The sequence below is a fragment of the Streptomyces rubellus genome (genome assembly GCF_036323805.1).
GTDB lineage: Bacteria > Actinomycetota > Actinomycetes > Streptomycetales > Streptomycetaceae > Streptomyces.
This window is the reverse complement of sequence record NZ_JAZDCX010000036.1, coordinates 1-26,109: the sequence shown is the minus strand read 5'-3', so window position 1 is coordinate 26,109 and position 26,109 is coordinate 1. Positions and strand designations below refer to the sequence as shown.

Annotated in this window: 25 protein-coding genes and 1 pseudogene; 17 read left to right on the top strand and 9 right to left on the bottom strand. The window is 73.2% G+C overall.

What is annotated here, in order from left to right; genetic code table 11:
* The first annotated feature begins 44 nt into the window (after positions 1-44).
* On the top strand, positions 45-692 hold the full coding sequence (locus V1L54_RS27975) for a hypothetical protein (protein WP_330120949.1): 648 nt from the start codon (positions 45-47) through the stop codon (positions 690-692).
* Positions 616-2,715 (top strand): type 1 periplasmic-binding domain-containing protein, encoded by a 2,100-nt coding sequence (locus tag V1L54_RS27970; protein WP_330120948.1) that lies wholly within the window; start codon positions 616-618, stop codon positions 2,713-2,715. Before V1L54_RS27975 ends, V1L54_RS27970 begins: the two co-directional genes overlap by 77 nt.
* 39 nt (positions 2,716-2,754) lie before the next feature.
* On the opposite strand, the gene V1L54_RS27965 is transcribed toward V1L54_RS27970, so the two are convergent.
* Together V1L54_RS27965 and V1L54_RS27960 are read right to left on the bottom strand one after the other, a co-directional pair.
* Positions 2,755-3,300, bottom strand: coding sequence for a 2'-5' RNA ligase family protein (locus V1L54_RS27965; RefSeq protein WP_330120947.1), 546 nt, complete (start codon positions 3,298-3,300; stop codon positions 2,755-2,757).
* An 87-nt stretch (positions 3,301-3,387) separates the two neighbouring features.
* Entirely contained in the window at positions 3,388-3,531 is a 144-nt protein-coding gene (locus V1L54_RS27960) for a hypothetical protein (RefSeq protein WP_330120946.1), read from the bottom strand.
* Between the two features lie 742 nt (positions 3,532-4,273).
* Between V1L54_RS27960 and V1L54_RS27955 the strand changes: the two genes are divergently transcribed.
* The gene (locus V1L54_RS27955) at positions 4,274-4,849 is read left to right on the top strand and encodes a TetR/AcrR family transcriptional regulator (protein ID WP_330120945.1); all 576 of its coding nucleotides are present in this window, start codon (positions 4,274-4,276) and stop codon (positions 4,847-4,849) included.
* Positions 4,850-4,856: 7 nt separating this feature from the next.
* On the opposite strand, the gene V1L54_RS27950 is transcribed toward V1L54_RS27955, so the two are convergent.
* On the bottom strand, positions 4,857-5,597 hold the full coding sequence (locus V1L54_RS27950) for a 3-keto-5-aminohexanoate cleavage protein (RefSeq protein ID WP_330120944.1): 741 nt from the start codon (positions 5,595-5,597) through the stop codon (positions 4,857-4,859).
* 191 nt (positions 5,598-5,788) lie between these two features.
* Here V1L54_RS27950 and V1L54_RS27945 point away from each other — a divergent pair, with 191 nt between their 5' ends.
* Positions 5,789-6,163, top strand: a complete 375-nt coding sequence (locus V1L54_RS27945) for a VOC family protein (RefSeq protein WP_330120943.1) — start codon at positions 5,789-5,791, stop codon at positions 6,161-6,163.
* A 42-nt stretch (positions 6,164-6,205) separates the two neighbouring features.
* Here V1L54_RS27945 and V1L54_RS27940 read toward each other — a convergent pair whose 3' ends face one another.
* The gene (locus V1L54_RS27940) at positions 6,206-6,979 is read right to left on the bottom strand and encodes an SDR family NAD(P)-dependent oxidoreductase (RefSeq protein WP_330120942.1); all 774 of its coding nucleotides are present in this window, start codon (positions 6,977-6,979) and stop codon (positions 6,206-6,208) included.
* A gap of 477 nt (positions 6,980-7,456) precedes the next feature.
* Positions 7,457-8,356: a LysR family transcriptional regulator gene (locus tag V1L54_RS27935; RefSeq protein ID WP_330120941.1), complete on the bottom strand. Its 900-nt coding sequence runs from the start codon at positions 8,354-8,356 to the stop codon at positions 7,457-7,459.
* Between the two features lie 78 nt (positions 8,357-8,434).
* Between V1L54_RS27935 and V1L54_RS27930 the strand changes: the two genes are divergently transcribed.
* Positions 8,435-9,682, top strand: a complete 1,248-nt coding sequence (locus tag V1L54_RS27930) for an MFS transporter (RefSeq protein WP_330120940.1) — start codon at positions 8,435-8,437, stop codon at positions 9,680-9,682.
* A gap of 134 nt (positions 9,683-9,816) precedes the next feature.
* On the opposite strand, the gene V1L54_RS27925 is transcribed toward V1L54_RS27930, so the two are convergent.
* From V1L54_RS27925 to V1L54_RS27915, 3 genes are all read right to left on the bottom strand, one after another.
* On the bottom strand, positions 9,817-10,968 hold the full coding sequence (locus V1L54_RS27925) for a spore photoproduct lyase family protein (protein ID WP_443076813.1): 1,152 nt from the start codon (positions 10,966-10,968) through the stop codon (positions 9,817-9,819).
* A gap of 246 nt (positions 10,969-11,214) precedes the next feature.
* The gene (locus V1L54_RS27920) at positions 11,215-12,531 is read right to left on the bottom strand and encodes a CE1 family esterase (protein ID WP_330120939.1); all 1,317 of its coding nucleotides are present in this window, start codon (positions 12,529-12,531) and stop codon (positions 11,215-11,217) included.
* A 282-nt stretch (positions 12,532-12,813) separates the two neighbouring features.
* A complete protein-coding gene (locus V1L54_RS27915; protein ID WP_330120938.1) occupies positions 12,814-13,827 on the bottom strand; it encodes a LacI family DNA-binding transcriptional regulator in 1,014 nt (337 codons plus the stop codon).
* A gap of 425 nt (positions 13,828-14,252) precedes the next feature.
* Here V1L54_RS27915 and V1L54_RS27910 point away from each other — a divergent pair, with 425 nt between their 5' ends.
* The 9 genes and pseudogenes from V1L54_RS27910 to V1L54_RS29605 form a co-directional block, all read left to right on the top strand.
* Positions 14,253-15,218: a glycoside hydrolase family 6 protein gene (locus V1L54_RS27910; RefSeq protein WP_330120937.1), complete on the top strand. Its 966-nt coding sequence runs from the start codon at positions 14,253-14,255 to the stop codon at positions 15,216-15,218.
* A gap of 155 nt (positions 15,219-15,373) precedes the next feature.
* Positions 15,374-15,979: a TetR/AcrR family transcriptional regulator gene (locus V1L54_RS27905; protein ID WP_330120936.1), complete on the top strand. Its 606-nt coding sequence runs from the start codon at positions 15,374-15,376 to the stop codon at positions 15,977-15,979.
* A gap of 201 nt (positions 15,980-16,180) precedes the next feature.
* Entirely contained in the window at positions 16,181-17,470 is a 1,290-nt protein-coding gene (locus V1L54_RS27900) for an acyl-CoA dehydrogenase family protein (protein WP_330120935.1), read from the top strand.
* A complete protein-coding gene (locus tag V1L54_RS27895; RefSeq protein WP_330120934.1) occupies positions 17,467-18,306 on the top strand; it encodes an SDR family NAD(P)-dependent oxidoreductase in 840 nt (279 codons plus the stop codon). The genes V1L54_RS27900 and V1L54_RS27895 overlap by 4 nt, the downstream gene beginning before the upstream one ends.
* Positions 18,303-19,058: an SDR family oxidoreductase gene (locus V1L54_RS27890; RefSeq protein ID WP_330120933.1), complete on the top strand. Its 756-nt coding sequence runs from the start codon at positions 18,303-18,305 to the stop codon at positions 19,056-19,058. Before V1L54_RS27895 ends, V1L54_RS27890 begins: the two co-directional genes overlap by 4 nt.
* Position 19,059: 1 nt before the next feature.
* Positions 19,060-20,130, top strand: coding sequence for a phosphotransferase family protein (locus V1L54_RS27885; protein ID WP_330120932.1), 1,071 nt, complete (start codon positions 19,060-19,062; stop codon positions 20,128-20,130).
* 31 nt (positions 20,131-20,161) lie between these two features.
* A complete protein-coding gene (locus V1L54_RS27880; protein ID WP_330120931.1) occupies positions 20,162-20,824 on the top strand; it encodes a histidine phosphatase family protein in 663 nt (220 codons plus the stop codon).
* 35 nt (positions 20,825-20,859) lie between these two features.
* Complete coding sequence (locus tag V1L54_RS27875; RefSeq protein WP_330120930.1) at positions 20,860-21,828, top strand: NADPH:quinone oxidoreductase family protein; 969 nt, start codon at positions 20,860-20,862, stop codon at positions 21,826-21,828.
* Positions 21,829-22,158: 330 nt separating this feature from the next.
* Positions 22,159-22,416 (top strand): annotated as a pseudogene (locus tag V1L54_RS29605) (hypothetical protein); the annotation flags it as partial.
* A gap of 168 nt (positions 22,417-22,584) precedes the next feature.
* On the opposite strand, the gene V1L54_RS27865 reads toward V1L54_RS29605, so the two are convergent.
* Entirely contained in the window at positions 22,585-23,184 is a 600-nt protein-coding gene (locus V1L54_RS27865) for a TetR/AcrR family transcriptional regulator (protein ID WP_330120928.1), read from the bottom strand.
* 96 nt (positions 23,185-23,280) lie between these two features.
* On the opposite strand from V1L54_RS27865, the gene V1L54_RS27860 reads away from it, so the two are divergent.
* The 3 genes from V1L54_RS27860 to V1L54_RS27850 all read left to right on the top strand — a co-directional run bounded on the left by V1L54_RS27860 (position 23,281) and on the right by V1L54_RS27850 (position 26,089).
* Complete coding sequence (locus tag V1L54_RS27860) at positions 23,281-24,309, top strand: zinc-binding dehydrogenase (RefSeq protein WP_330120927.1); 1,029 nt, start codon at positions 23,281-23,283, stop codon at positions 24,307-24,309.
* Positions 24,309-24,911, top strand: a complete 603-nt coding sequence (locus tag V1L54_RS27855; protein WP_330120926.1) for an NADPH-dependent F420 reductase — start codon at positions 24,309-24,311, stop codon at positions 24,909-24,911. Before V1L54_RS27860 ends, V1L54_RS27855 begins: the two co-directional genes overlap by 1 nt.
* Before the next feature lie 65 nt (positions 24,912-24,976).
* Positions 24,977-26,089, top strand: coding sequence for an alkene reductase (locus V1L54_RS27850; RefSeq protein ID WP_330120925.1), 1,113 nt, complete (start codon positions 24,977-24,979; stop codon positions 26,087-26,089).
* Positions 26,090-26,109 lie beyond the last annotated feature (20 nt).

Below are 26,109 nucleotides of genomic sequence, written 5' to 3'. Positions count from 1 at the left end.
ATCCGTGGCTGACAGGGCACACAGGGTGAACTGGGTGAGGGACGGTGCCGGGATACGAGGCGCTCCTGACACGTGTCATGTCAGAACTGGTGATGCTGAAAAAACTCCGCCCCAGTGCGGGAAGCCGGCTGCGCGCCCGGGGCGGACCCCCGGTCATCGAGATCACCGGCCTCGGCGAAGCGGAGCGGAACCACCTGCTGGAGCGGCTGCACCAGCGCTACTGGCGGCTGCTGCCGGTCAACAACCCCGCCGAGATGCCGCTCGGGTCCGGGCCGGTAACCGACTCCTTCTGGTACCTGTCGACGCGGGTGTACGGCCTGGGCGGCCGGGTCGCCCGGCGGCGGCCGATCCGCTTCCCCCGGTTCGCCCTCGGGATGATGGCCCATGCCTGGGTGAAGGAGAACGGCCGTCCCGACCTGGAACAGATCGAGTGGTTACACGAGTGGCTGCAGCGCGAGCTGCGCAAGCAGAGCAAAAAGAACCCGCCACCGGCAGGTCAGGTGCTCGCCGAGCTGGAGCCCCCCATGGCGGCCGTCGGGGGCCTGACGGGCGGCGGCCCGGATCCTGCTGGCCAGGAAGCGGCCGAGCCGGGTCGCGCTGCGCTGGTGGGGAGCGGTGCTGAGAACACCGCCGGGGACGTTCGCCCGGCGCGAGACCGTGGCCACCGAACTGTTCCGCGCCTTCAGCGGTGACCGGGACGGGCAGAAGCCCTCCAGGGACAAGCCCTCCAGGGAGGAGCTTCTGGCGGCCGCCCTGCTGGCCGACATCGACGCGTACTACGGGCCGCGCCGCCGGTTCAACAGGGACCTGCCGCCGGTCATCCTGCTGCCCGAGTACAGGCCCGGCGGCCGGGAGTTCCTCGACACCCTGCTGCGGGCGTACGACATCATGCCCCCGCGCGCGTCGAGGAAGCGGACGGTGACCAGGCCGGTCGTCGTCGCCGTGGCGGACGAGGTGCCCGGGGAGCGGGCGGCCGGACCGCTGGAGGACCTGGAGATCCACCTCAACAAATGGAGGCTGCCGGAGGAGGGCGGCGTACGGGAACGCCGGGTGCTCCGGGTGGCCGCGACGGACCCGGGGAGCACGGAGGCGGACGCGGGGAGCACGGAGGCGGACGAGGCCGGGGAGGACCGCGGCGAGATCCGTTCCGGCCCGGGGCGGGTCACCGTCATGCTGGCCGCGACGGCCGTCCTCGCCCTGGCAGCGCTGCTGTGGGGCACGCTGGGACAGCGGATCCTCCCCGGCCCGTGCGGGACGGAACTGGAGCAGGTCGGCGGGGAGTGCGTCGGGGTGACCGACGGCAGCAGCGGGAAGTGGCCCGGTCTGGAACAGGTCATGGCGCGGATCGAGGCCGAGAACGACCGGGTCACCCAGGGAAAGGACCCGTATGCCACCATCGCACTGATGATCTCCATGACCTCGGACAGCGAGGACGTCCGGGAGGAGATCCTGCACCAGGTGCAGGGCGCCTACCTGGCGCAGTACCGGGCGAACAACGACGAGAAGGAGCACGACCACCCGCCCAGGATCCGCCTGGTGCTGGCCAACCCGGGCGAGAGGCGCGACCACTGGGAGCCGGTGGTGGAACGGCTCGCCGAGATGGCCGGATCCGGCAGGGACAGGCTGCGGGTGGTCTTCGGGTTCGGCATCAGTGAACGGCACACCGAGGACGCCATAGCGCACCTGACGAACGACAGGGGCATCCCCGTCGTCGCCGGTTCGCTCACCGGGGACGACTTCGGCAACTCGGACCAGGACGAGAAGAAGTTCAAGGGGTTCGCCCGGATCGCGCCCAACAACAGCGACCAGGCCGACGCGCTGGTCGCCTTCGACAGGGACCTCGACCTGCGGCAGGCCGTCCTGGTCGAGGACAGGCGGGAGGGGGACGACTACAACGACTCGCTGCGCGAGGTCTTCCAGCGCAAACTGGACGCCTCGCCGCACCGGTCGTACCCCTTCGTCTCCGAGGGTCCGAACACCGAGGGCGTGCTGGCGAGCGAGTTCCGGAACATGGTGGTCAACATCTGCACGCTCTCGCCCGCCGTGGACACCGTGTACTTCGCCGGCCGGCAGGTCCATCTGCGGCAGTTCGTCAACGCCATGGCGGCACACCGGCCGTGCATCGACCGGGAGATCACCGTGGTCAGCGGTTCGGCGGCCTCCACCCTCTACTCGGACGGGAAGCTGAACTGGGAGGCGATGCGGGGCGACCCCGGCCCCGGCCGGAAGGAGGTGGAGGTCGTCTACACCTCCTTCTCCCATCCCGAGGCCTGGACCAGGAAAAAGGTCCCGGACACCGGCGGTTCCCGGGAGGCCTTCGACACCCTGCGCGCGTACGTGGCGAAGGCCCGCCACGAGCCGGTCGGCCCCGTCGGCGGCACCGACCTCTCCGACTCCCGCACCGTGTCCGCCTACGACTCGGCCTGGACGGCCATCACCGGTATCCGCATCCACACCCAGAAGGGCGAGGTCCCCGCGCTGCAGACCATCGGCAACGACTGGGACGGCCTGCAGGGCGTCTACAAGGTGGAGGGAGCCAGCGGATGGATCTGCCTGGACGGCGCGGGCAACCCGTACAACAAGGCCGTCGCGGTGGTCCGTCTCGACCCGCTGACCAGGAAACCGGCCTTCCTCGGCCTGGCCTGGCCCGAGGGCACCCCGCCGCCCAGGCCCCCGCAGGGCACCAAGTCCTGCCAGATCCCCAAGGAGGGCTGATCGCTCCGGGGCCGCCGGGGCCGCACGGCAACGGGTTCCTCAGCCCGCGAGGGGCACGGTGGTCCGGGTGGCGGAGTCGTAGCTGCGGGCGGCGGTGAACCGGCCCCGGGGCGCCTCGTGCGGCGCGGCGGGCAGCAGGGCGGACAGCAGCTCCTCGTCCGGCCGGTCGTCCCAGACCGGTCGGCGGCTGCGGCCGAGGGTGAGGTGCGGGACCCAGCGCCCGGGGGCGTGCAGCGGATTCAGCCGGCCGGCGGCCGGAACCGACGCCAGCGCCCGCCAGACCGCCGTGTGCAGTGCCAGCAGGGCGGGATCGGGGCGTACGGCCCAGGCCAGCACGTGGACCCGCCCCGGGAACCGCACCAGCCCCGCCACGACGAGGGGCACCGGCAGCGCCTCCAGCGCTTCCGCCAGTCGCCCCCGAACCTCCTCCGGCAGTGTCCCGGCGGTGGCCAGCGTCAGGTGGGGGCGGTTGGTGGGGTGGGTGTGCGCCGCCTGGCTCGGCAGTCCCGCTCCGGCCAGCCGGTGCCAGGACTCCCGTACGGCCCGGTCGGCCGCCTCGTCCGGAAGCAGCTCCACGGTGCGCACACCGGCCAGCGTACGGCCGCCGGGCCGGGGCCGCCCGGCGGCGGGTGCGACCGGCCGGTGCCTCTGCGGGCGCGGACCCGGGGCGGCTCAGGGCAGGCCGCTGCCGAGCAGGAAGACGGCCAGTCCGTGGGCGAGCGCGGCGGCCGTCACACCCCGCGCGTTCCGCAGGAAGGCGCAGATCAGCCCCTCGTGGAGGGCGAAGAGCAGCAGCGGCCAACCGGCGCCGGTCACCGTCGAGGCCAGGAAGGAGTGACAGGCGGCGAAGAACAGACCGGACAGCAGCGCCGCGCGCGGGACCGTGCCACTTCGCCAGGTGCCCCTGGAACAGCCCCCGGAAGAGCACTTCCTCGGCGAGGTTCCCGGCCAGGGCGAAGAACGCCAGCGCCGGCAGCACGGCCGGGGCGACGGCCCCGCCGCGCTCGGAGAGGGGCTGGAAGAGGCCGAGGACGAGGACCGGGGCGGCGGCCAGCAGTCCGCCCGCGAGCCCCCAGCCCAGCGTGGCCGGGTCGGGCCGCCCCCAGCGGACCAGCGCCGACAGCTCCCGGTCGGCCCGCAGCACCAGAGCGGTGGCCGCCACCGTCACCGCCCCGAGGATCACCAGCACCCGGCCGTCGGTGGTGAAACGCAGCCACGGCACCGGGCCGGCCGTGCCCAGCCGCCACAGACCCGCTGGTGTCATCGCGTCCCGGACCAGGAGGAAACCGAGGATCAGCAGCACGATCCGCGGAAGCGGATCGCGAACGGCGCGCACCAGCGCGAGGCAGGCGGTGAACAGCAGCGGCCCCGGCAGCACGCGGGCAGCGTAGGCGGGCAGCTCGGGCAGCACGAAGTGGCCTCCGGAGGAGACGGAAGGGAAGGGTGGAAGCGGGCCCGCACAGCCATAATGCGAGCAAAAATCGGTTTTCTGTACTCGCATGGGAGCCCCGTGGCCGTTCCTCGCAAAACCCCTCGTCAGCAACGCTCCCGTGAGACGGTGGCGGCGATCCTGGAAGCCGCCGCTCAGCTTTTCCAGCGGCACGGCTACCAGGCGACCACCACCAACAAGGTCGCCGAGCGCGCCGGGGTGTCCGTCGGCTCCCTCTACCAGTACTTCCCGAACAAGGACGCCCTGCTGACCGCCCTCGCCCAGCAACACCTGCGGGACGCCACCGCCGAGGTGCGACGGCTCCTGGACCGGGCGGCCGAGCGGGAACTGCCCCTCGGGCCGCTGGTGGAGGAGCTGGTGAGCGGGGTGACGGCACTGCACACCGACCGGCCGGAGCTGCACCGCCTGCTGTTCGACCAGGCACCCCGCACACCGGAACTCGTCGCCCGGCTGCGCGGTTTCGAGCGGTGGGCCGCCGGCGCGCTGGCACCCCATCTGCGCCGCCTGGACGTCGGCGGCCCCGATCCGGAGGTGACCGCGCTGCTGGTCGTGCAGGGTGTCGAGGCCCAGCTCCACGGCGCGGTCCTGGACCCGTCCGGCGCCGCGGAGACGGCCGCCCGGGTGCGGGCCGTGGCCGACCTGTGGACCCGCGCGCTGAGCGCGCCGCACACCGGGGGACGCTGAGGGCGCGTCAGGCCGGCCGGCCGGCGCCCTCCGCCTCCGGCGGTGTCCGCGCGGCCCGCACCAGGGCGGCGTTGTCCGGGGCGGGAGAACCGTCCGGCAGGACCAGGGCGTCCTCCAGACCGATCCTGGTGTCCAGACCCAGCCGGACGGCCAGGCGCAGCACGGGCCAGGCGCCGCCGTCCTCCCCGTGCAGCAGGACCGGTACGGGCAGGTCCCCGGGCAGCTCCGCCAGCAGGGCCGACGCCGTTCCGGCCGCCGTGGCCGGATCGGTGTCGGTGACCTCGGCGAGCACCCGCAGCACCCGGCCCGACAGCGGCGAGGCACGGAAGAGGCGGGCCGCGTCCGTCCCCGACCAGATGCCCGCCTCCACCCCGACGCCGCGCTCCAGCAGCACGCCGGCCACCTCCTCGGCGCCCTCCTCGTGCCAGTTCACCGAGGCGTGGTCGGGCAGCACCGTCCAGGAGCGGACCAGCGCGGCGCGCCGGGCGGGATCCGGGACGGCCCACGCCCCGGTGGTGACCCCGACCCGCACCCCGGCCGGCACGGCGCCGCGCACCGCCGCGACCGCCCGCGCCACCACCCGCGGTTCCAGGCTGTCGGCGCCGTCGGCGTCCTTGGGATGGAGGTGGACGTCCTCCGCCCCGGCGGCCACCGCACGTGCGGCCTCGGCCGCCAGCTCGGCGGGGGAGAGGGGGAGGGAGGGGTGCTCGGCGCGGCTCCGCGCCCCGTTCGGACACACCTGCAGCATGCCGACCACTATGCCGGACGTGTGCCGGACGCGTCCGCGGTGCGCGGCCGGGCCGCCCGCTCCCGGGACGGGAACGGGCGGCGTCGCCCGGTGCCGCCGGGGCAGACGGACCATCGGACCGAGGGCGGCGCACGGCCGCCGGGCAGTCCCGGGTGGCACGGAGGCGGGGAACGGCGTCCGAGAGGACAGGCGTGCTCGTACCGGACTGCGCCGAGCCGGAGGAGCTGGCTGAGTTCCACGCCGGACTGCTGGGTGCCCGGGTGCGCCCGGGCACCGACCCGGACCTCATCGAGGTGGTCGGGGGACCGGGCACCCGTATGGAGATCCGGCGCGACCGGGGCCTGGCCCCGCCGAGCTGGCCGCGTCCGGACGACTCGCTCCAGGCGCATCTGCACGTCCTGGTCGCCGAGCGCGACATGGACGAGGCGGAGCGGGTGGCGGTGAGCCTCGGCGCGCGCCCGGTCGACACCAAGGACAAGGGCGGGCCGCGCGACGTCCGCCGGTACGCCGACCCGGCCGGCCACACCTTCGCCCCGGTGGCCCGGGAGGGCCGCACCGGGGACTGAGAGCCGCCGCCTGCGCCGGGACGGCCGGGCCGCCGGGCAGCGTCAGTCGGGCAGCCGTACCCCGGTCAGCTCGGCGCAGGCGGCCAGCAGGCCGTCCTGGACGGCCCGGTCGTACGCCGCCGGGTTCGCCGCCAGCTCCCGCCGCCGCTTGAAGTACCGCCCGGTGACGGTCGCCGCGGGCTCGTCGCTCGTGGCCAGCCACACCTGGGTCTCCGCGCCCTCGGGGAGGTCGTCGGTGGCGTTCGGGCCGCCGAGCCTCGTCCGGATCCAGCCCGGATCGACGGCGTTGGACAGGGTGCCCTCCCAGCGGCGGGCGACGGCGAACGCCAGGACCACGTCGTGGAGCTTGGAGTCGGAGTACGCCTGCATGCCGTCCCAGGGCCGCCGCTCGTACTGCAGGTCGTCCGGCACGAACGTGCCCTGCGCCTCCAGGCCGGAGGTCAGGTGGACCAGCCGGCGCGGCCTGGGCATCAGCGCGGTGAGCAGATAGGGCGCCAGGACGTTGATCTGGAAGATCCGCTCCAGGCCGTCCCCGGTGAGGGTGCGTTCGGGCGCTCCGCCCCCGACGCCCGCGTTGTGGACCACCACGTCGAACGGGCCCGCCGCGGCGGCGGCATCCGCCAGCTCACGGGTCTGCGCCAGCGACGCGAGATCACCGGTGAGCACCTTCGCCGCGTCCGGCACCGCGGCCCGCGCCTGCTCGGCCCGGGCCGCGTTCCGCGCGTGCAGGACGACCCGATGGCCGGCCGCGGCGAGCACCCGGGCGGTCTCGCGCCCGATCCCGTCCGCCGAGCCCGTCACGAACACACTGCGCACAGCACTTCCCGGGCCCATGGGCTCTCTCCTGGCGGTCCTGAGGCGATCTTCCGTACGTCCTGGTGGTGCCACCCTAGCCACCCGGCCGGGAGCCCGCCGCCCGGCGTTCCCCGCCGGCAGCGGCCCGGCGAGACGCCGTACCCCCGGGTGGACGCCTCGGCGAAGGCGAACTCCGGTGAGTAGCTGATGAGTCCGGCCGCGGCGCGTGGTGGGACGCCGTCCTCGTCACCGTGACCGGCGGCGGCAAGCGGCAGTCCCGCTGGACGTGGGTGCGGCCCGTGCCGTCGTCTCCGGCGAGCAGGACGTGGCCGGGGGAGTCCGGCGGAGGCGGCCGTGCCCAGCGGCACGGCCACCGTCCATGGCCGGTTGGACCCGGGGCCGATGCCGATGCCGCTCAACCGGACCGGACGGCGCGCTTGTACGCCGTCCGGTGCCTGGCCGGCCCCCTCGCCGGACTGCGCAGGACCGACCACTTCGTCAAGGCGAACGCGGGCGCCAGGCTGTGCGGGCGAGGTCGGCGAGGGTGCGCAGGACGAGTGTCGGGCGGCGGTCCTTGTGCCGGATGTAGTGGACGCCCAGTACGGGTTCCACCGTCCAGGGCAGGACTGTCAGTTCTCCGCGCCTTGTCTCGTCCTCGACCGTCGCTCCGGGGACGAGGGCTATGCCGAGGCCGGCGGCCGCGCACCGTTTGAGGGCTTCCACGCTGACGAACTCCATCGTCGCCGGCCGGGCGCCCGCTCGGCGCAGTTCCCGGTCGATGATGTCGCGCTGTGCGCAGCCCCGCTCGATGACCAGCAGCGTTTCTCCTGCCAGTTCCCCGGTGTCCAGCTGTTTCCGGGCGGCCAGCGGGTGGTCCGGGCGTGCCACCAGCCGCAGCGGCTCCTGCGCCATGCGTTCGGCCACCGTCATGGGATGGTCCACGGCTTCCTCCAGGAGGAAGCCGGCGTCCAGGGTGCCGTCCTCCAGCCCGGCGACGAGCGAGGCCCGCCCGGCCGGGCCGAAGACCACCCGCAGCAGCGGGAACCGCTCCTTCAGCGCGCCGAGCACGGCGGGCAGCCGGTAGGCGCACAGGCTCTCGGGGGCGGCGATGCGCAAGGTGCCCCGGACCGTGTGCGGGTCGGCGGCGCCCACGACGGCCTCCCTGGTCTGCTCCGCGTAGCCGACCAGGTGCCGGGCGCGCGGCCGCAGCTCCCGGCCCGCGTCGGTGAGCGCGACCCGGCGGCCCAGGCGCTCGAACAGGGGCACGCCGAGGTCCGTCTCCAGCGCCTTGACGTGGGCGGTGACGCTGGACTGCACGTAGCCCAGATCCCGTGCGGCACGGGTGAAGCTGAGCTCCCGGGCGACGGCCAGGAACGTGACCAGGTGCTTGAGCTCCATACACCCATCGTATTCACCGATCCTTCGGATCGAAGAGGTTCGTTGGACGCGATGGGCAGGGGCGCGTACACCGGAGGCATGGCCTTCTCCCCCTTCCGCCGCTCCGGTCCGCCCCCCGCTCCCACCCGGGGGATCGGCGGGCGGGACTTCCTGCTGCTGCTCGCCGCCACGCTGGGCACCTTCTCGAACTACGCGCCCCTGCTGTCGGTCGTCCCCGCCTGGTCCGCCCGGGGCGGTACCGCCCTGGGCGGAGTGGGAGCGGCCACCGGGGTGACCATGGCCACCACCGTGGGCGTCCAGTTGTTCATGGCCGGGCTGCTGCGCCGGTTCGGCCTGCGCACGCTCCTGGCCGCGGGCGCCGCCCTGCTGGGGCTGCCCACCTTCGCCTACGTGCTGTCCTCCGGCCTGGAGTGGGTCCTTGCCGTCTCCGCCGTACGCGGCGCCGGCTTCGGCATGGTGGCCGTCGCGGGCAGCGCCCTGGTGGCCGAACTCGTCCCGGCCGGGCAGCGCGGCCGGGCCGTCGGCCGGTACGGAATCGCCGTCGGGCTCCCGCAGGTGTTCTGCCTGCCACTGGGCGTCTGGAGCGCCGCGCACGTGGGCTTCACGCCCGTCTTCATCGCGACGGGGCTCCTCAGCCTCCTCGCGGTGCCCCTGGCCCTCGCCCTGCGGGTGCCTCCCGCCACCCCGCGTCCGAGCCCGGCGGATGCGCCGGCCGGCCTCCGCGCCGCCGGACGACTGCGTCCGCTGGCCGCTCCGTGGGCCATGCTGATCGCCTCCGCCTGTGCGTTCGGCGCGGTGACCTCGTTCCTGCCGCTCACCGCGAGCGGGACCTTCGTCGCCTCCACCGCCTTGTTCGTCCTCTCGGCGACCGTCATCGCCGGACGCTGGGCGGCCGGGGTGTGGAGCGACCGCTTCGGCACGGGGCGGCTGCTCCTGCCCGGCCTCCTGGCGTGCGTCCTGGGCGTGGCCGGTTTCGCGCTCTCCCCCGGTTCCTCCGGGTACGCGGCCGCACTGGCCGTGGCGGCGGCGGCCGTCTACGGCACCGGCTTCGGCGCCCTGCAGAACGACACCCTCGTCGTCATGTTCCGCCGGGCGGGCCCGCTCGGGAACGGCATGGCCAGCACGGCCTGGAACATGGCCTACGACGCGGGCACGGGCGCAGGAGCGGTGGCCCTCGGGCTGCTGATCCGGCCGTTGGGGGTGAGCGGCGGTTACCTGGCGTGCGCCGCCCTCATCGCCCTCATCCTTCCTCTCGCCCGCCGCCCCACCGACCCGGACCACCCCTCCGAACGCGCCGCGGCCCACCTCCCCGCCGGTCAGACGTGACGCCGTCCACCGGCACCAGGAGACCCCGGCACGCTCCCGGCCGCCGCACGGCAGGCAGCACACCACCACGACACGGCCGACAACGCCGGGTCCCGTTGCCCGGTCGAGGGTCCGGTGCGGAATGTCCGCCGCCCTCAGAACGCGTACCGCACGCGCAGCCACGGCGCGTGCGCGGCGATCAGGCCGCGCAGCCGCTCCACGGCGGCCCGTTTGACCCCGGCCCGGTAGCGCACGTTGCGGCTGCCGTTCTCGGAGTACTTCGCCTCCTGGACCTCCGGCCGCCACAGTGCCTCCTCGGCGCGCGGGTGCCAGCCCAGGTTCACCTCGTGCAGGTCCCGGTTGTGGGTGAGCATGATCACCTCGGCCGCGGCCTGTCTCTTCACCGCGTGCGGCAGGACGTCGTCCAGCTCGCGCAGCAGCCCGGCCCACGCCTCCTCCCAGCCCGGGCGCACCACGACCGGCGAGAGGTTGAAGTGCACCTCGTATCCGGCCGCCAGGAAGTCGCCCGCGGCGGCGATCCGCTCGGCGACCGGGCTGGTGCGGATGTCCAGCAGCCGGGAGTCGGCGGCCGGCATGAGGGAGAAGCGGATCCGGGTGCGGCCGCGCGGGTCGTACGCGAGCAGGTCGGGGTTGACGAACTTCGTCGCGAAGGACGCCTTCGCCGTCGGCCACCGCCGGAAGGCGGCGACCAGCTCGGCGGTGCTGTCGCAGACCAGGGCGTCGACCGAGCAGTCGCCGTTCTCGCCGATGTCGTAGACCCAGGCGGCGGGATCGCACTGGTTGGGGGCGGGCTTGGCGCCCTGGGCGGCGATGTGGCGGGCCAGGCGCTCGACGATCCGGTCGGTGTTGGTGAAGACGGTGATCGGGTTGGCGTAGCCCTTGCGGCGGGGGACGTAGCAGTAGGCGCAGGCCATGGCGCAGCCGTTGGAGGCGCCCGGCGCGATCCAGTCGGCCGAGCGGCCGTTGGGGCGGACGGTGAGGGTCTTCTTCACCCCCAGGACCAGCGTCTCGGTCTTCACCCGCACCCAGCGCGCGGTGTTGTCCGCGTCGCCGTGCAGACCGGGGATCCGCCAGTGCGAGGGGACCTCGGTGACCCGGGCGCGGGGGAAGCGCGCGATGACCGCCCGGCCGCGCTCGGAGGCGGCGGCCTCCGGCTCCGCGTGGATCTCCCGGATGTCCAGCAGCCGGGCCGCCGCGGGGGAGTCCCGGAAGGCGGTCACGGGGGGCGGCGGCAGCAGGTCCGCCACGGGGAACAGGCCGTCCGGCTCGTCGGCGGTATGCGGCACGCTGGGCTCCGGGCGGCTGGGGCGATCTGCGGACAAGAAGGGACGTATCGCCGATCCTACGCGACCGGCGCCGACCGCCGGATTCCGGCCGTCCGGCGGGAGCCGCGTGACCGCGGGGCCGCTCACCGTCTCGCGGCGGCCGGTCCCGCGGCGTGCCGGACGGCCGGGGGAGCGGCCCGCGGCGGAGCCTCCTCCGCCGCGGGCCGTCCGGGACTCCGGTTCCGGCGTTCCCGGATCCCCGGCCGGTCAGACGCTGTCGCAGGCGGTGCCGTCGAGCGCGTAGGAGGCGGGCGCGGCGGTGTCGCCGGTGTGGGTGGCCTGGAAGCCGATGCGGACGGACGCGCCGGGGGCGATGGTGGCGTTGTGCGAGGTGCTCCTGGCCGTCACCCGGCCGGAGGCGGGTGAGTAGTCGGCGTTCCAGCCGGAGACGATGGTCTGGCCGCCGGGCAGGGTGAAGGCCAGGGACCAGCCGTCGACCGGGGCGGTGCCGGTGTTGGTGATGGTGAGGTTCGCGGTCAGGCCGTTGTTCCAGGCGTTGACGGAGGCGCTGACCTCACAGGTCGACGGCCCGGGCTCCGGCTCGGGGTCCGGGTCCGGGTCGGGGCCCGGCTCGGAGCTCTCGAACTGCGTGAAGAACTTCCACACCTCCTGCGGCAGCCAGGTCCGGGAGCCGCTGTCACCGGGGGCCCCGTCCTGCGGAGCGGCGATGTGCCCCTCGTCGAACGCGGCCCAGGCGACCGGGTACCCCTCCGCGCACCCGGAGTAGGTGGTGACCCGGTGCGTCAGGCTGCCCTGTGCCGGCTCGGGCGGGTTCTGGGGGGTGCAGCCGTTGTTCCTGACGAACCTGTCCCGCATCGTCCGTCCGCCGGAGATGTTGAGCACGGTGTCCCTGATGCCGTGCACGCCGAGGTAGGCGATGGGCTGGTTGCCGCCGCTGCATCCGCTGAGCTGTCCGCCGTTCTGGACCGCGACCGCGCGGAAGACCGTCGCCCGGGAGCACGCGAGCGAGTAGGACATGGCGGCGCCGTAGCTGAATCCCAGCGCGAAACGCTGGGTGGTGTCGATGCACAGCTCCGCGTCGAGCAGCCTGATCATGTCGTCGACGAAGGTGATGTCCTCCCCTCCGGTGTTGGCCCAGCCGTTGTTGAGGCCCTGGGGCGCGACGAAGATGGTGCTGTTGTTCGCCAGCCGCTGGAGCCCGTAGTAGGCCCAGGTGCCCGTCTCCACGGTGCGGCCCGTGTCGACGTCGGCGGAGGTGGCGCCCAGCCAGTGGAACCCGAAGACCAGCCGGTAGGCGTGGTTCGGGTCGTAGCCGTCCGGGATCCGCAGGATGAAGCTCCGGCTCTTGCCGCCGCTCTGGATCGTGTGGTTGCCGCTCCGCAGGGTGGGGTTCCTGCCGCATCCGGGGGTGTCGGCGGCGGTGCCGGTGGTCGAGGCCTCCGGGCCGGAGGCCGTGAGCGGCGGGCTCGCGGCATGGCCGCTGCCCAGCGCCGTGCCGCCGATGCCCAGCACCAGCAGCACCGCCAGCACGGGGGACCATAAGAGGGATCCTGCCCTTGTCATTCCGAAGCTCTCCTCTTCCTGTGGGGGGACATCGCCCTGTGCGGACGGGGGGCCGAGGGGCGTGAGGTGTGAGGACGCGCCACTGGCGCGGGCCGGCGCGGGTGGGGAACGGCGCACGGTGCTTCCCCGGGGACAGTGACGGCGGAAAGTTGTCCGAGATGTCGAACGCTATTCGAATCATCGGCCGCTATGGATGGTAGAGGGGCTTTCGGGCGTGTCAACACCCCCCCGGCTCCGGGCGGCCGGAAGGGCGCCCCCGCGCTCCCTGCCGGGGCGGTCTCGTCAGGCGCTGGAGCGGACGACCAGGCGGGTGGGCAGAATCAGCGGGGTGGGGTCCTGGCCGCCCACGAGCGAGACGAGCATGCGCGCCATCTCCCGCCCGAAGGCGTTGATGGGCTGGTGGACGGTGGTGAGCGGCGGATCGGCGAACTCGGCGACGGCCAGGTCGTCGAAGCCGACCACACAGACGTCGTCCGGGACCCGCCGTCCGGCCTCGCGCAGCGCGCGCAGCGCGCCTGCCCCCATGTTGTCGTTGGCGGCGAACACCGCGTCCAGGGCGGGATGCTCCTCCAGGAGCGCGGCCATGGCGGCGGCGCCGCTGGCCTCGGTGAAGTCCCCCTCCTGCGGCGGGAACGGGTCGAGGCCGGCCGCCAGCATGGCGTCCCGGTAACCGCGGTAGCGGGCGCGTCCGGCCTCGGTGTCCAGCCGCCCGCAGATCATGGCCACGCGTGTCCGGCCGCGCGCGATCAGGTACTCGGTCGCCTCGCGCGCCCCGCCGACGTTGTCGACGTCCACGTACCACCGGGGGGCCGGACCGACGGGGCGTCCTCCGAAGACGACGGGCATCTTCGCCTGCTCGGCCATGGCGGCCAGCGGGTCGCCCTCGCGCAGCGCCATCAGCATGACGCCGTCGGCGCCCTTGGCCCGAAGGAGCCGCTCCACCCGCCCGCGGCCCCGGTCGGAGGCGGCCAGGCACAGCATCAGGTGCAGGTCGGCCTCCTCCAGGGCGGCCGACGCCCCCACGATCACCTGGGCGAAGAACGGGTCCGCGAAGATCGACGGGTCCTCGCCCGCGACGACCAGGGCGGCCGCTCCCGTGTGGCGGGTGGCCAGCGCGCGGGCGGTCGGGTTGGGCACGTAGCCGAGCTGCCGGACGGCCCGCTCGACCGCCTCGCGCTTGGCGCGGCTGACGTGGGGTGCGTTGTTGAGGGCGCGGGAGGCCACCGAGCGGGAGACGCCGGCGAGTTCGGCCACCTCGTCGAGGGTCGGCTGCGGGCGTGGCGCGTCGATTGCCATGGAGCCTTGAGCCTTTCCCTCCCGACCGGACGAGAAGCATCTCACCCGGTCTTCCGTGCTGCCACCCGCTCGGCCGACGACGGCGGACCGCTCCGGGGCCCTGGGGGACCTGAGGACTGGAAGCGCTTCCAGTCCATGGCGTCCGCAGGGCCGTGTTCTCGTCATGTGGACGGTGCTCGTGCATCGACCCTTGACACTTCTACCAGCCCATCACATGATACCGAGCATCCCGCAGGGCCCCCAGGGGATTTGGGACCGCTTCCAGTGGGAGCGCTCCCGGGGGGTGCTGGCGGTCCTTCGGGAATGGCGTTCCCGGCGGAGAGCCACCGCCGTACGGGGGCGTCGTACCACCGCACTTCCTCAGCGCGTCGCACGCTCGGGGCGAGAGCTGCGACGCATCCCTGCCAGGAAATCGAGGTACAGCCATGCGCCGCAGACTCCGCGTCCTGGTGGCAGCACTCTCAGCGCTGCCTCTGGCGCTCACCCTCGCGCCTTCCGCACACGCGGCCGATCCGACCACCATGACCAACGGGTTCTACGTGGACCCCGACGCCAGCGCGAAGCGATGGGTCGCCGCCAACCCCGGTGACGGCCGGGCGTCCGCGATCGACGCCTCCATCGCCAACACCCCGACGGCCCGCTGGTTCGGCTCCTGGAGCGGTGCCATCGACACCGCCGTGGGCGCGTACGCGGGAGCGGCGGACCGCGCGGACAAACTGCCCGTCCTCGTCGCCTACAACATGTACAACCGCGACTACTGCGGCGGGCACTCCGCCGGCGGGGCCTCCTCGCCGTCCGACTACGCCAACTGGATCTCCCGGTTCGCCGGCGGGATCGGCGACCGCCCGGCCGTCGTCGTCCTCGAACCGGACTCCCTCGGGGACTACGGCTGCATGAACCAGGCCCAGATCGACGAGCGCGAGAGCATGCTCACCGGCGCCCTCGCCCAGTTCAGCCGCCAGGCCCCCAACACCTGGGTCTACCTCGACGCCGGCAACCCGGGCTGGGCCAGTGCGCAGGCCATGGCCGGGCGCCTCCACGAGGCCGGCCTCCGCCAGGCCCGCGGCTTCTCGCTCAACGTCTCCAACTACTTCACCACGGCCGAGAACATCGCCTACGGCGAGGCCGTCAACAGGGAGCTCAGCTCCCGCTACGGCTACACCAAGCCGTTCGTCGTGGACACCAGCCGCAACGGCAACGGCTCCAACGGCCAGTGGTGCAACCCCGCGGGCCGCCGTATCGGCACCCCCACCCAACTGGGCGGCGGCGCCGAGATGCTCCTGTGGATCAAGGTACCGGGCGAGTCCGACGGCGACTGCGGTGTCGGGGGCGGCTCCTCGGCCGGGCAGTTCCTCCCCGAGGTCGCCTACAGGATGATCCACGGCTACTGATTCAACGGCTCCCGTGCCCCGGCGCCCTCCTGCCCCGCGACCGGGCCACGGGAGCCGCCCGCCGCACCGCCGACCGGCCGCCGGGCGCGCCTTCCCCCGAAGGACGCGCCCGGCGGCCGGTTGGCCGGTTCCGGCGAGCGGGTTAGTGTCGCCCCATGTCCGCCGACTCCGTCCGCCCCCGGGTGCGCCTGAGCGCCGCCGACCGCCGCGGGCAGCTGATCGGCATCGGGCTGCGTCTGCTGGTCACCCGCCCCATCCACGAGCTGTCGGTCGACGAGGTGGCCGCCGAGGCGGGCATCTCGCGCGGGCTGCTGTTCCACTACTTCCCGACCAAGCGCGACTACTACGTCGCGGTGGTCCGGGCCGCCGGACAGCGGCTGCTGAGGGATGCCCGGCTGCCGCCGGAGGGGAGCCCGAAGGAGCGGGTGCGCGCCGTCGTGGCGGGCTTCACCGGCTTCGTCCGGCGCCGCCGCGCCAACTACGTGGCCCTGGTGCGCGCCGGGGCGGGCGGCGACGAGAAGGTGCTCGAGGTCTTCGAGCACCTCCGCGCCACCCTGGCCGAGCGGGTCCTGGCGGCGCTGGGCGAACCGGAACCCGTCCCGCTGGTGCGGCTGGCGGTGCGCGGCTGGGTGGCGATGGCCGAGGAGATGGCGATCGAGGCCGACGGGGGGAGCGTCACGGCCGACGAGCTCGTCGACTTCCTGGTGGACGGGCTCGACCGGCTGCTCGCGCCGCTCGCGTCCGCCGATCCCCCTCCGTAGGCGGGGCCGCCGCCGGTGGATCCGCCCCGTCCGGTGGGGCATCCGCCGCTGCCCGGCGGCCCGTCCGGCCGGGTAGTCCGAGGTCGTGGCGCGCTCCTGTTATTGAGCAATGCTCAGTAAGGGGGTTAGCCTCGTGCCGTGCCCCACCCGCCCCGGCGGGGGACGGACAGCGAACGGGCAGCGAGAGGCAGGGAGCCGGCCGTGGACTTCGCACACTCACCGCGGGCGCGGGAGTACCTCGAGAAGGTCACCGTCTTCGTCGAGACCGAGATCATCCCGCGTGAACGCGAGTACCTCGAAGCCCAGCGCTCCCAGGCCGACCGCTGGGCGGTTCCGCCACTGGTCGAGGAGCTCAAGGAGAAGGCCCGCGAACAGGGGCTGTGGAACCTCTTCCTGCCCGACGCCCGCTACGGCCCCGGCCTGGGCGTGACCGAGTACGCGCCGCTGGCCGAGCGGATGGGCCGCTCCCTCATCGCCCCCGAGGTGTTCAACTGCAACGCCCCGGACACCGGCAACGCCGAGGTCCTGGTGCACTACGGCAGCGACGAGCAGCGCGAGAAGTGGCTGGCGCCCCTGCTGGCGGGCCGGATCCGCTCGGCGTTCTGCATGACCGAGCCGGAGGTGGCCTCCTCCGATGCCACCAACATGGCGGCCACCGCCGTCCTGGACGGTGGCGAGGTGGTCCTCAACGGGCGCAAGTGGTGGAGCACCGGCATCGGGCACCCCCAGTGCGCATTCGTGATCTTCATGGGGTTGACCGACCCCGGCGCGCACCGCTACCTGCGGCACTCGATGGTGCTCGTCCCCCTCGACACCCCCGGGGTGCGGATCGAGCGGATGCTGCCGGTCCTCGGCCAGTACGACGAGCCCTACGGCCACGGCGAGGTGTCCTTCACCGACGTACGGCTGCCCGCCGACGCGGTCATCGCCGGACCCGGCCGCGGCTTCGAGATCGCCCAGGGCCGTCTGGGACCGGGCCGCATCCACCACTGCATGCGCCTGATCGGCATGGCCGAACGCGCCCTGGAGCTCGCCTGCCGCCGCGCCACCGAGCGCACCGCGTTCGGCAAGCCGCTGGTCGACCTGGGCGGCAACCGCGAGCGCGTCGCCCGCGCCCGTATCGCGATCGATCAGGCCCGCCTCCACGTCCTGCACACCGCCTGGCTGCTGGACACCGCCGGGGCGGCCGCCGCGACCGGCGAGCTGTCGCAGGTCAAGGCCGCGGTCCCGGCCATGGCACAGGAGGTGATCGACATGGCGATCCAGCTCCACGGCGGGGCCGGACTGTCCGACGACACCCCCCTGACCGGCTTCCTGGCCGCCGCCCGGGCCCTGCGCCTGGCCGACGGGCCCGACGAGGTGCACCTGGGCGTGGTGGCCCGGAAGGAGCTGCGCCGGTACCGGGACGAGCAAGGCGGAGACGGCGGGCACGGCAGGACCGACAGGAACCACAGGAACGACAGAGAAGACGCAGAAGGAGAACAGCGATGAGCACCCGGGTTCTGGTCACCGGCGCCACCTCCGGCCTGGGCCGCGCCATCGCCGGGCACTACGCCGCCGCCGGCTGCCGGGTGCTGGTCACGGACCTGGCACCGGATCCGGCCGGAGCCGGCCCGCTGCCCGCCGGCGAGGTGTCGTACCACCGCCTGGACGTGCGCTCCGAGCCGGAGTGGCACGCGGCGCGCGCCTGGTGCGAGGAGCACTGGGGCGGACTCGACATCCTGGTCAACAACGCCGGAGTGGCCGCGGCGGGCCGCATCGAGCGGGTCGAGGAGGCCGACTGGCAGTGGATCCTCGACATCAACCTGCTCGGCGCCGTACGCGGCTGCCGTACCTTCGTCCCCGTCCTCAAGCGCCAGGGCAGCGGCCACATCGTCAACATCGCCTCCTTGGCGGGGCTGATGAACATGCCCGGTGTGGCCTCCTACAACGTCTCCAAGGCCGCCGTGATCTCCCTGTCGGAGACCCTGCGGTACGAGCTGGCGCCCTGGGGCGTCCACACCACCGTGGTGTGCCCCGGCTTCGTGCCCACCGCCCTGGACACCGCCCTGCGCAGCCCCGACCCGGTGCTCGCCGAGCAGGCCACCGGGCTGATCCGGCGCGGCACCCGCACCCCCGAGCAGATCGCCGAACAGGTCGCCGACGCCGTCGCCAGGCGCCGCTTCCTGGTCAACACCCACCCCGAGGGACGCAGGGCCCTGCGCATCCGGCGCCTGTGGCCCGCCCTGGTCGACCGGAAGATCGCCGAGGCCTGGCAGCGCACCAAGGAGAGACTGGACGCCCAGGACGCCCAGCAGCCACCGCACCCCCAGGAGCCCACCGCGTGACCGCCCGCCGCACCATCCTCATCACCGGCGCCAGCTCCGGACTGGGCGAGCAGATGGCCCGCGACTTCGCCGCCCTGGGCCGCGACCTCGCCCTGTGCGCCCGCCGCACCGACCGCCTGGAGCGGCTGCGGGAGGAACTCCTCGCCGCCCACCCCGGCATCACGGTCGCGGTGCGCGCCCTGGACGTGACCGACCACGACCGCGTCTTTACGGTCTTCCGCGCCTTCCGGGACGACCTGGGCGGCCGGCTGGACCGGGTGATCGTCAACGCCGGGCTCGGCAAGGGCCAGCCCGTCGGCACCGGCCGCTTCGACGCCAACCTCCACACCGTGCGGGTCAACCTCGACGCGGCCCTCGCCCAGTGCGAGGCCGCCGTGGAGATCTTCCGCGCGCAGAACGCCGGCCACCTGGTCGTCGTCTCCTCGATGAGCGCCATGCGCGGCCTGCCCCGCAACCTCACCGCCTACGCCGCCTCCAAGGCCGGGGTCGCCACCCTCGCCGAGGGCATCCGCGCCGAACTGCTGCGCACCCCGATCAAGGTCACCACCCTCTTCCCCGGCTTCATCGCCTCCGAGATGAGCAGCCGATCCGAGAAGGCCCCACTGACGGTCTCGACGGAGAAGGGCGTACGCGCCATGGTGCGGGCCGTCGAGGCCGAACGCGCCCGGGCCGAGGTCCCCGCCTGGCCCTGGGTCCCCATCGGGTTCGCGATGCGCCACCTGCCCCTGCGGCTGGTAGCCAAGGTCACGTGAGATGAGCAGCGACGACAAGCACGGCGCCGTACGCGCCGAGGACGCCTTCGACGTGCCCCGGGTGGACGCCTGGCTCAAGGAGCGACTGGACGGCCTGACCGGCACCCCGGAGGTCACCCAGTTCTCCGGCGGCGCCTCCAACCTCACCTACCTGCTGCGCTACCCCGGCAGCCCCGGCGCCGAGCTGGTGCTGCGCCGCCCCCCGGCCGGCCGCAAGGCGTCCTCCGCGCACGACATGGCCCGCGAGTACCGCGTCCAGCAGCGGCTGAAGGACGCCTTCCCGTACGTGCCCACCGTCCGCGCCCTGTGCCAGGACCCGGACGTCATCGGCGGCGACTTCTACGTCATGGACCGCGTCCCCGGCATCGTCCTGCGCGGCAACCTCCCCACCGGCATGACGCTGGACCGGGCACGGGCGCGCGCCCTGTCGGAAACCTGTGTCGACACCCTCGCCGACCTCCACCGCGTCGACGTGGCCGCCGCCGGCCTGAGCGACCTGGGCAAGGGCGCGGGCTACGTACGCCGCCAGGTCGAGGGCTGGACCCACCGCTACACCCTGGCCCGCACCTGGAACACTCCGGGCTTCTCGAAGGTGACCGCCTGGCTCGCGGCCAACCAGCCCGACGACGTGGCCACCTGCGTGATCCACAACGACTGGCGGCTGGACAACATCGTCCTGGAACCGGACACCCTGCGGGTGACCGGCGTCCTGGACTGGGAGATGGCCACCCTCGGCGACCCGCTGATGGATCTGGGCAGCGCCCTGGCCTACTGGGTGCAGGCCGACGACGACCGGATGGCGCAGGCCACCCGCCGCCAGCCCAGCCACCTGCCCGGGATGCTCACCCGCGCCGAGATCGTCGAGCGCTACTGCGACCGCATGGGCCTGTCCGCCGAGAACTGGACCTTCTACGAGGTCTTCGGGATGTTCCGGCTCGCCGCGATCGCCCAGCAGATCTACTACCGCTACCACCACGGGCGGACCCGCAACCCGGCGTTCCGCAACCTGTGGCTGGCGGTGAACTACCTCCACTGGCGCTGCCGCACCGCCATCCGCCGCGGCGGCCGCTGACCCGGAACCCCGCACAGGAAGGAGGCCGCCGGTGCCCGTCATCCACCTGGTCCGCCACGGCCAGGCGACGGCCGCCGCCGTCACGACCGAGGGCTACGACATGCTGTCCGACCTCGGCCGCCGCCAGGCGGAGGCCGTCGGCGCCGAACTGGCCCGCCGCGCCCCGCGCGACCCCCGCGTCGTCTGCGGCACCCTGAACCGGCAGCGGGACACCGCCGAACTCCTGGTGAAGGCCGCCGGGATCGGCGGGCAGGTGCGCACCGACCCGCGCTGGAACGAGTACGACCACCTCGCCCTGATCGGGCGCTACGGCACCACGTTCCCCGGCGGGCCCGCCCCCGCCGACGGCCGCGGCGTCCAGGCGCTGCTCGACCACGCCCTGGGGGAGTGGATCGGCGACCCCGGCGGCGGCTGGCAGGACTTCTCCGGCGGCGCGCTCGCCGCCCTGCGGGAGCTGGCCGCCGGACTGGGGCCCGGACGGGACGCCGTCGTCGTCACCTCCGGCGGGGTGCTGGCGGCCCTGTGCGGCGCGCTGCTGTCCGCGCCCCCCGTCGGAGTGGTGGCGCTCAACCGCGTCACCGTCAACGCCGCCGTCACCACCGTCACGGCGGGCTCCGCCGGCCTCAGCCTGCTGAGCTTCAACGACCACGCACACCTCGCCGGCGACCGGCGCGCCCTGCTCACCCACCGCTGACCCCGCCGCCCGCCCCTCACCCGTAAGGAATCGTCATGCGCGCAGCCCAGGTGGTCTCCCTCGACGGCCCCGGCGCGATCCGCCTCACCGACCTCGACGCCCCGCGGCCCACCCCGCAGCAGGTGCTCATCGACGTCCACGCCGCCGGTGTCGCCTACCCGGACGTCCTGCTGAGCCGGGGCGAGTACCAGTTCAGGCCCGAGCTGCCGTTCGTCCCCGGCTCTGAGGTGGCCGGCACCGTCCGCAGCGCACCCGAGGGCTCCGGTTTCGCGTCCGGTGACCGCGTCGCCGCCTTCCCCGCCTTCGGCGGCTTCGCAGAACAGGTCGCCACCGACCCCGCCGTCGTCTTCCCGCTGCCGGACCGGATGCCGTTCACCGCCGGGGCCGGGGTGCCGATGAACTGCCTCACCGTCCACTTCGCCCTGACCCGCCGGGGACGGCTGCGCGCGGGCGAGACGGTCCTGGTGCACGGCGCCGCCGGGGGAGTGGGCACGGCGGCGGTGCAACTGGCCCGCGCCCTGGGCACGAGGGTGATCGCGGTGGTCTCCACCGGGGCCAAGGCGGAGACCGCGCGCCGGGCCGGAGCCCATGAGACGGTCCCTGCGGACGGCTTCCGCGCGGCGGTGGCCGAACTGACCGGCGGCCGGGGCGTGGACGTGGTGGTCGATCCCGTCGGCGGGGACCGCTTCACCGACTCGCTGCGCAGCCTCGCCCCCGAGGGCCGCCTGCTGGTCATCGGCTTCACCGGCGGCGAGATCCCCACCGTGAAGGTCAACCGGCTGCTGCACAACAACGTCGACGTGGTCGGCGTCGGCTGGGGCGCCTTCTGGCTGCCCCGCCCGGACTACCTGCGCGAGCAGTGGGACGAACTGCTGCCGCACCTCGAAGCCGGACACCTCGACCCGCTCACCGGCTCCGTCCACCCGCTGGAGCGGGCCGCCGACGCGCTGCGCGAGCTGGACGAACGCGCCGCCACCGGCAAGGTCGTCCTGACGGTCCGCTGACGGCGGCGGCCGGGTGGGCAGGGGGAGAAGTCCCCTGCCCACCCGGCCGCTTGCGCTGGTCCTCGGAGCCCGTCGGCCGTGGCCCCGGCCCGGAACGCCGTCCGCCCGCGCCGTCCGAAGCACGGTCCGGCTAGGGCCTGTCGTTTGGATCAGGTCGCAGGAAAGTGACGGTGCTGTTCAGTGCCGGTGAGCGTGGTCTGGTGCGTGCAGCCGCAAGGCGGAGGAGGGAGTCGACGCGGAGCGTCGGCGACCGACGACAACGCCGCAGATGTGCGTGCCGGACCACGCGTCCGCGGCGTGAGCCAAACGACAGGCCCTAGGCCACGTCCGCTGGGTGATTGGTGCGTTGGTCCGCTCGTGGTGCGTCGTCGAAAGGTGACTGACGTGGGCGGTGATCGAGCCGTTTCGGGCTCCGTCGCGCATGGCCGCCCGGTACGCGATCGCCGGCAGGTGGTCAACCGGGCCGGTTCCAGTGACGGGCTGACCACGAAAAGCCACCGCGCCTGCGACGGACACGGTCACCCACTGGCCTCCAGGATCACCGCCGGGACCGTCACCGGCTGCACGCACCTCGAGGCTGTGATGAGCGCTGCTGCAACGAGTTCAAGCACAGCAGAGCCCTGGCCCTCACCATCGCCTGCCTACAGCTTCGGCTGCCCCGACATCGCGAACACGACCTTGGTGAGGTGCCCAGTCGCCCAGTAGCCAGGAAAGCGTCCTTTCGGCACGCCGCCGTGGCCGTGCCGCCCAAGCTGATCAGTCGAGAGCGTGAGCGCGGCAGGTCCGCAGAATCTCGTCGGACAGTTCGGGCTGGACGTGGCGGACCGCTCGGGCGAGCACCATCGCCCCGACCAGCCTGCTGAGCAGCAGCACCGCCCGGTCTCGCGCCTGCTGTGGGGTGATCTCCCCGTCCTGCTCACGGGCGAGTTCTGCGGCGAAGCCCGCGAGGTACCCTTCCACGCCGGCTGCGTACGAGCGCTGGATCGTGTCGTTGTGCCGTCCGGCGTCGGTGACCAGGGAGGCGGAGGGGCAGCCGCCGTCCGGAGCGTCGCGGTGGGCGACCGAGAGATAGTCGTCCACCACTCGCCTCAGCGGTGGGCCGGCGGGATCGTCCCCTTCCTCGACGGCCTGCTCCAGGACGCCCAGAGACGCCGCGAACGAGGCGTTGCACACCTCGGCGGCCAGGTCGTCCTTGGATGCGAAGTGGTTGTAGAAGCCGCCGTGTGTCAGGCCCGCTTCCTTCATCAGGTCCGCGATCCCGACGGTGTCGATGCCCTGCGCGCGGAACATGCGCCCGGCCGCCTCGACGATGTTCTGCCGATTCCTGGCCTTGTCTTCCTTGGTGATCCGCGGCATGCCCGCCCTCCCGCCTCGACTGTGATTGACCTTTTCAAGGTTACCCTTCATCATTGTTTTAATGTTGTCCATCATCAATAGGTGAGTGGAGGAGCCATGCGCGCCTTGGTGCACACCCGGCAAGGAGAACCCGCACAGGTACTCACGCTGAGGGAGGAGCCCGAGCGACCGCGTCCCGGCACCGGGCAGGTTTTGGTTCGCATGCGGGTCCGGCCCGTCCATCCGGGCGACCTGGCCGGTGTGGAGGGACTGCCGGGACTCCCGGAACAGCAGTCGGGCGCCCGAACTCCCGGAGTGGAGGGGATGGGCGTCGTCGAGAGCGTCGGGCCGGACGTGCACACACTCGGTCCCGGTCAGCGCGTGGCGGTCTTCCCTGCGCCGGGGACGTGGGCCGAGTATGTCGTGGTCGCGGCCGACCGGGCCGTGGCGGTGCCGGATGAGGTCGGCGACGAGACCGCGGCCCTGATGCTGGTCAATCCTCTGACGCTGCTCATGCTGTACCGCGCGCTGGACAGTGCCCTGCGCGGCCAGCAGGGCTCCGTCCTCCAGACGGCCGCCGGTTCCTCCGTCGGCCGGCTGGTCAGCGCGGTCGCAGTCCGGCGCGACCTGCCCCTGATCAACCTCGTACGCAGCGCATCCGGTGCCCAGAAGATGCGAACGCTGTACCCCACGCTGCCCGTGATCGCGACTTGCGACGACGACTGGCGGGAGCGGGTCCGCCACGAAGCCGGCGAGCAGGGCATTCGGGTCGTCCTCGACTGCGTCGGCGGTGCCATGACCCGGGACCTCGCCGAGCTGCTCGCCGACGGTGGCACCCTCATCTCCTACGGGCAACTGGGCTCCGGCACCACCCCGCTGGAGAGGCTGCCACTCATCCAACGGGCGCTGACCGTGCAGGGCGTGACCGTGTTGCAGTGGATGAGCCGCACCCCGAAGGAGCGGGCCCAGGACGTCGCCTTCGCCCTGGACTTGGCACGGAACACGCCGGACCTGCTCGAAGTCGCGGCCAGCTACGACCTCGCCGACTTCGAGGCGGCCATCGAACACGTCCGCCGCCCGGCCAAGACCGGGACCGTCCTGCTCACCACACCGCAGGCGGCCAACCCCGGGCAGGAGGCGGCCTGATGAAGATCGGAACGCTCGGAGCCGGAACCATCGCCCAGGCCATCGCCCGGCACGCGATCCGGCACGGCCACGAGGTCGTGCTCAGCAACAGCCGAGGACCCGACTCCTTGGCTCCGCTGGTGAAGGATCTCGGCGCACGCGCGACGGCCGCAACCCCCGCCGAGGCTGCTGTCGCAGACCTCGTCGTGCTCGCGGTCGGCTGGCCGCAAGTCCCCGACGTCGCCGCCCAACTCCCTCCCCTGGACGGGACCGTCGTCATCGACGCCACCAACCAGTTCGACTCCCCTCCCCCGAACGCGAAGATCGCCGACCTGGGCGATCTCACCGGAAGCGAATACGTGGCCTCCCTGCTTCCCGGCGCGCGCGTGGTGAAGGCCTTCAACGCCCTCTTCGCGCAGTTCATCGCACCCGATCCCCGCCACGAGGCCGGGCGTCAGGTGCTGTTCCTGGCCGGCGACGACGCGGACGCCAAGAACACCGTGATGGGCCTGGCCTCCCAGTTCGGCTTCGCGCCCGTCGACCTCGGAGCGCTGCGCGAGGGAGGCCGCCTCATCCAGCTCGGCGGGCCCCTGTCCGCCCTCCACGCCCTCAAGCAGGACTGATTCCACCCACCCGCTCGTACTCCCCGCGTCCGCGAGGAGCGCCTTCCTTCACGAAAGAGATCCTCATGTCCGACCCGGCTTCGGCATCCGGCACCCAGCCCCTCCTGCAGCCCGTTCGACTGGGCGCGCTCGAACTGCCCAACCGCGTCGTCATGGCTCCCATGACGCGCTCCCGGGCCACCAACGCGGAACTGGCCCCCACCGCCCTGCACGCCACCTATTACACGCAGCGTGCCGGCGCCGGCCTGATCATCAGCGAAGGAACCTGGGTCAGCCCGGACGCGATCGGCTTCATCAACGTCCCCGGCATCTACACGGACGCTCAGACCGCCGGCTGGGCCAAGGTCACCGAATCCGTGCACGCCGCGGGAGGCAGGATCATCTCGCAGATCGGCCACGTCGGCGCCGTCTCCCATCCCGACCACCTCGGTGGCCGCCTCCCCGCCGGTCCCTCGGCGATCAACCCCCGGGAGATGTCCTTCACTCCCGACGGCCCGAAGGACACGGTCACGCCCCGCGCCTTGACCGCGGCGGAGATCGCCACCACGATCGACACCTACCGGCAGGCCGCCGCCAACGCTCTGCGCGCCGGCTTCGACGGCCTGGAGATCCACGCGCAGGCATCCCACCTCGTGGCCCAGTTCCTCAACCCCCGCCTGAACCAGCGCACCGACGCCTACGGCGGCAGCAGTGAGAAGCGGGCCCAGTTCCTGTTCGACGTCGTGGATGCCGTCAGCAGCGTGTGGGGCAGCGACCGCATCGGCGTCAGACTGTCCCCATACTGGCGTCGCGAGCCGGCCTTCACCGCGGACGCCGAGATGCTGGCCGACTACGACCTGCTCCTCAAGCGCCTCAGCGACACCGACCTGGCCTATCTCCACCTCCTGGGGCCGGAACCTCACACGGGCACCGACGACACCTTCACCGCCTTCACCCGCTTCCGCACCCACTACCGCGGTGCCGTCATCGCCAATCTCGGCTTCACGCAGGCGACCGGCAACGAGCTACTCGAACGAGAGTTGGCTGACGCGGTTTCCTTCGGTGCTCCCTTCATCGCGAATCCGGACCTCGTCGATCGGTTCGCCCACGGTCATCCTGTTGCCGCCGGCGACCGCGACACGTACTACGCCGGTGGTGTGGAGGGATACACGGACTACCCCACCGTGACCGGGTCCTAGGCCATTTCGTTTGGATCGGC

Excerpts from the sequence above, each read along its gene's own strand:
- V1L54_RS27920 (WP_330120939.1), bottom strand. The coding sequence starts at position 12,531 with ATGACAAGGGCAGGATCCCTCTTATGGTCCCCCGTGCTGGCGGTGCTG.
- V1L54_RS27860 (WP_330120927.1), top strand. The coding sequence starts at position 23,281 with ATGCGCGCCTTGGTGCACACCCGGCAAGGAGAACCCGCACAGGTACTC.
- V1L54_RS27910 (WP_330120937.1), top strand. The coding sequence starts at position 14,253 with ATGCGCCGCAGACTCCGCGTCCTGGTGGCAGCACTCTCAGCGCTGCCT.
- V1L54_RS27915 (WP_330120938.1), bottom strand. The coding sequence starts at position 13,827 with ATGGCAATCGACGCGCCACGCCCGCAGCCGACCCTCGACGAGGTGGCC.
- V1L54_RS27930 (WP_330120940.1), top strand. The coding sequence starts at position 8,435 with ATGGCCTTCTCCCCCTTCCGCCGCTCCGGTCCGCCCCCCGCTCCCACC.
- V1L54_RS27855 (WP_330120926.1), top strand. The coding sequence starts at position 24,309 with ATGAAGATCGGAACGCTCGGAGCCGGAACCATCGCCCAGGCCATCGCC.
- V1L54_RS27875 (WP_330120930.1), top strand. The coding sequence starts at position 20,860 with ATGCGCGCAGCCCAGGTGGTCTCCCTCGACGGCCCCGGCGCGATCCGC.
- V1L54_RS27895 (WP_330120934.1), top strand. The coding sequence starts at position 17,467 with ATGAGCACCCGGGTTCTGGTCACCGGCGCCACCTCCGGCCTGGGCCGC.
- V1L54_RS27905 (WP_330120936.1), top strand. The coding sequence starts at position 15,374 with ATGTCCGCCGACTCCGTCCGCCCCCGGGTGCGCCTGAGCGCCGCCGAC.
- V1L54_RS27850 (WP_330120925.1), top strand. The coding sequence starts at position 24,977 with ATGTCCGACCCGGCTTCGGCATCCGGCACCCAGCCCCTCCTGCAGCCC.
- V1L54_RS27865 (WP_330120928.1), bottom strand. The coding sequence starts at position 23,184 with ATGCCGCGGATCACCAAGGAAGACAAGGCCAGGAATCGGCAGAACATC.
- V1L54_RS27950 (WP_330120944.1), bottom strand. The coding sequence starts at position 5,597 with ATGCTGCAGGTGTGTCCGAACGGGGCGCGGAGCCGCGCCGAGCACCCC.
- V1L54_RS27885 (WP_330120932.1), top strand. The coding sequence starts at position 19,060 with ATGAGCAGCGACGACAAGCACGGCGCCGTACGCGCCGAGGACGCCTTC.
- V1L54_RS27935 (WP_330120941.1), bottom strand. The coding sequence starts at position 8,356 with ATGGAGCTCAAGCACCTGGTCACGTTCCTGGCCGTCGCCCGGGAGCTC.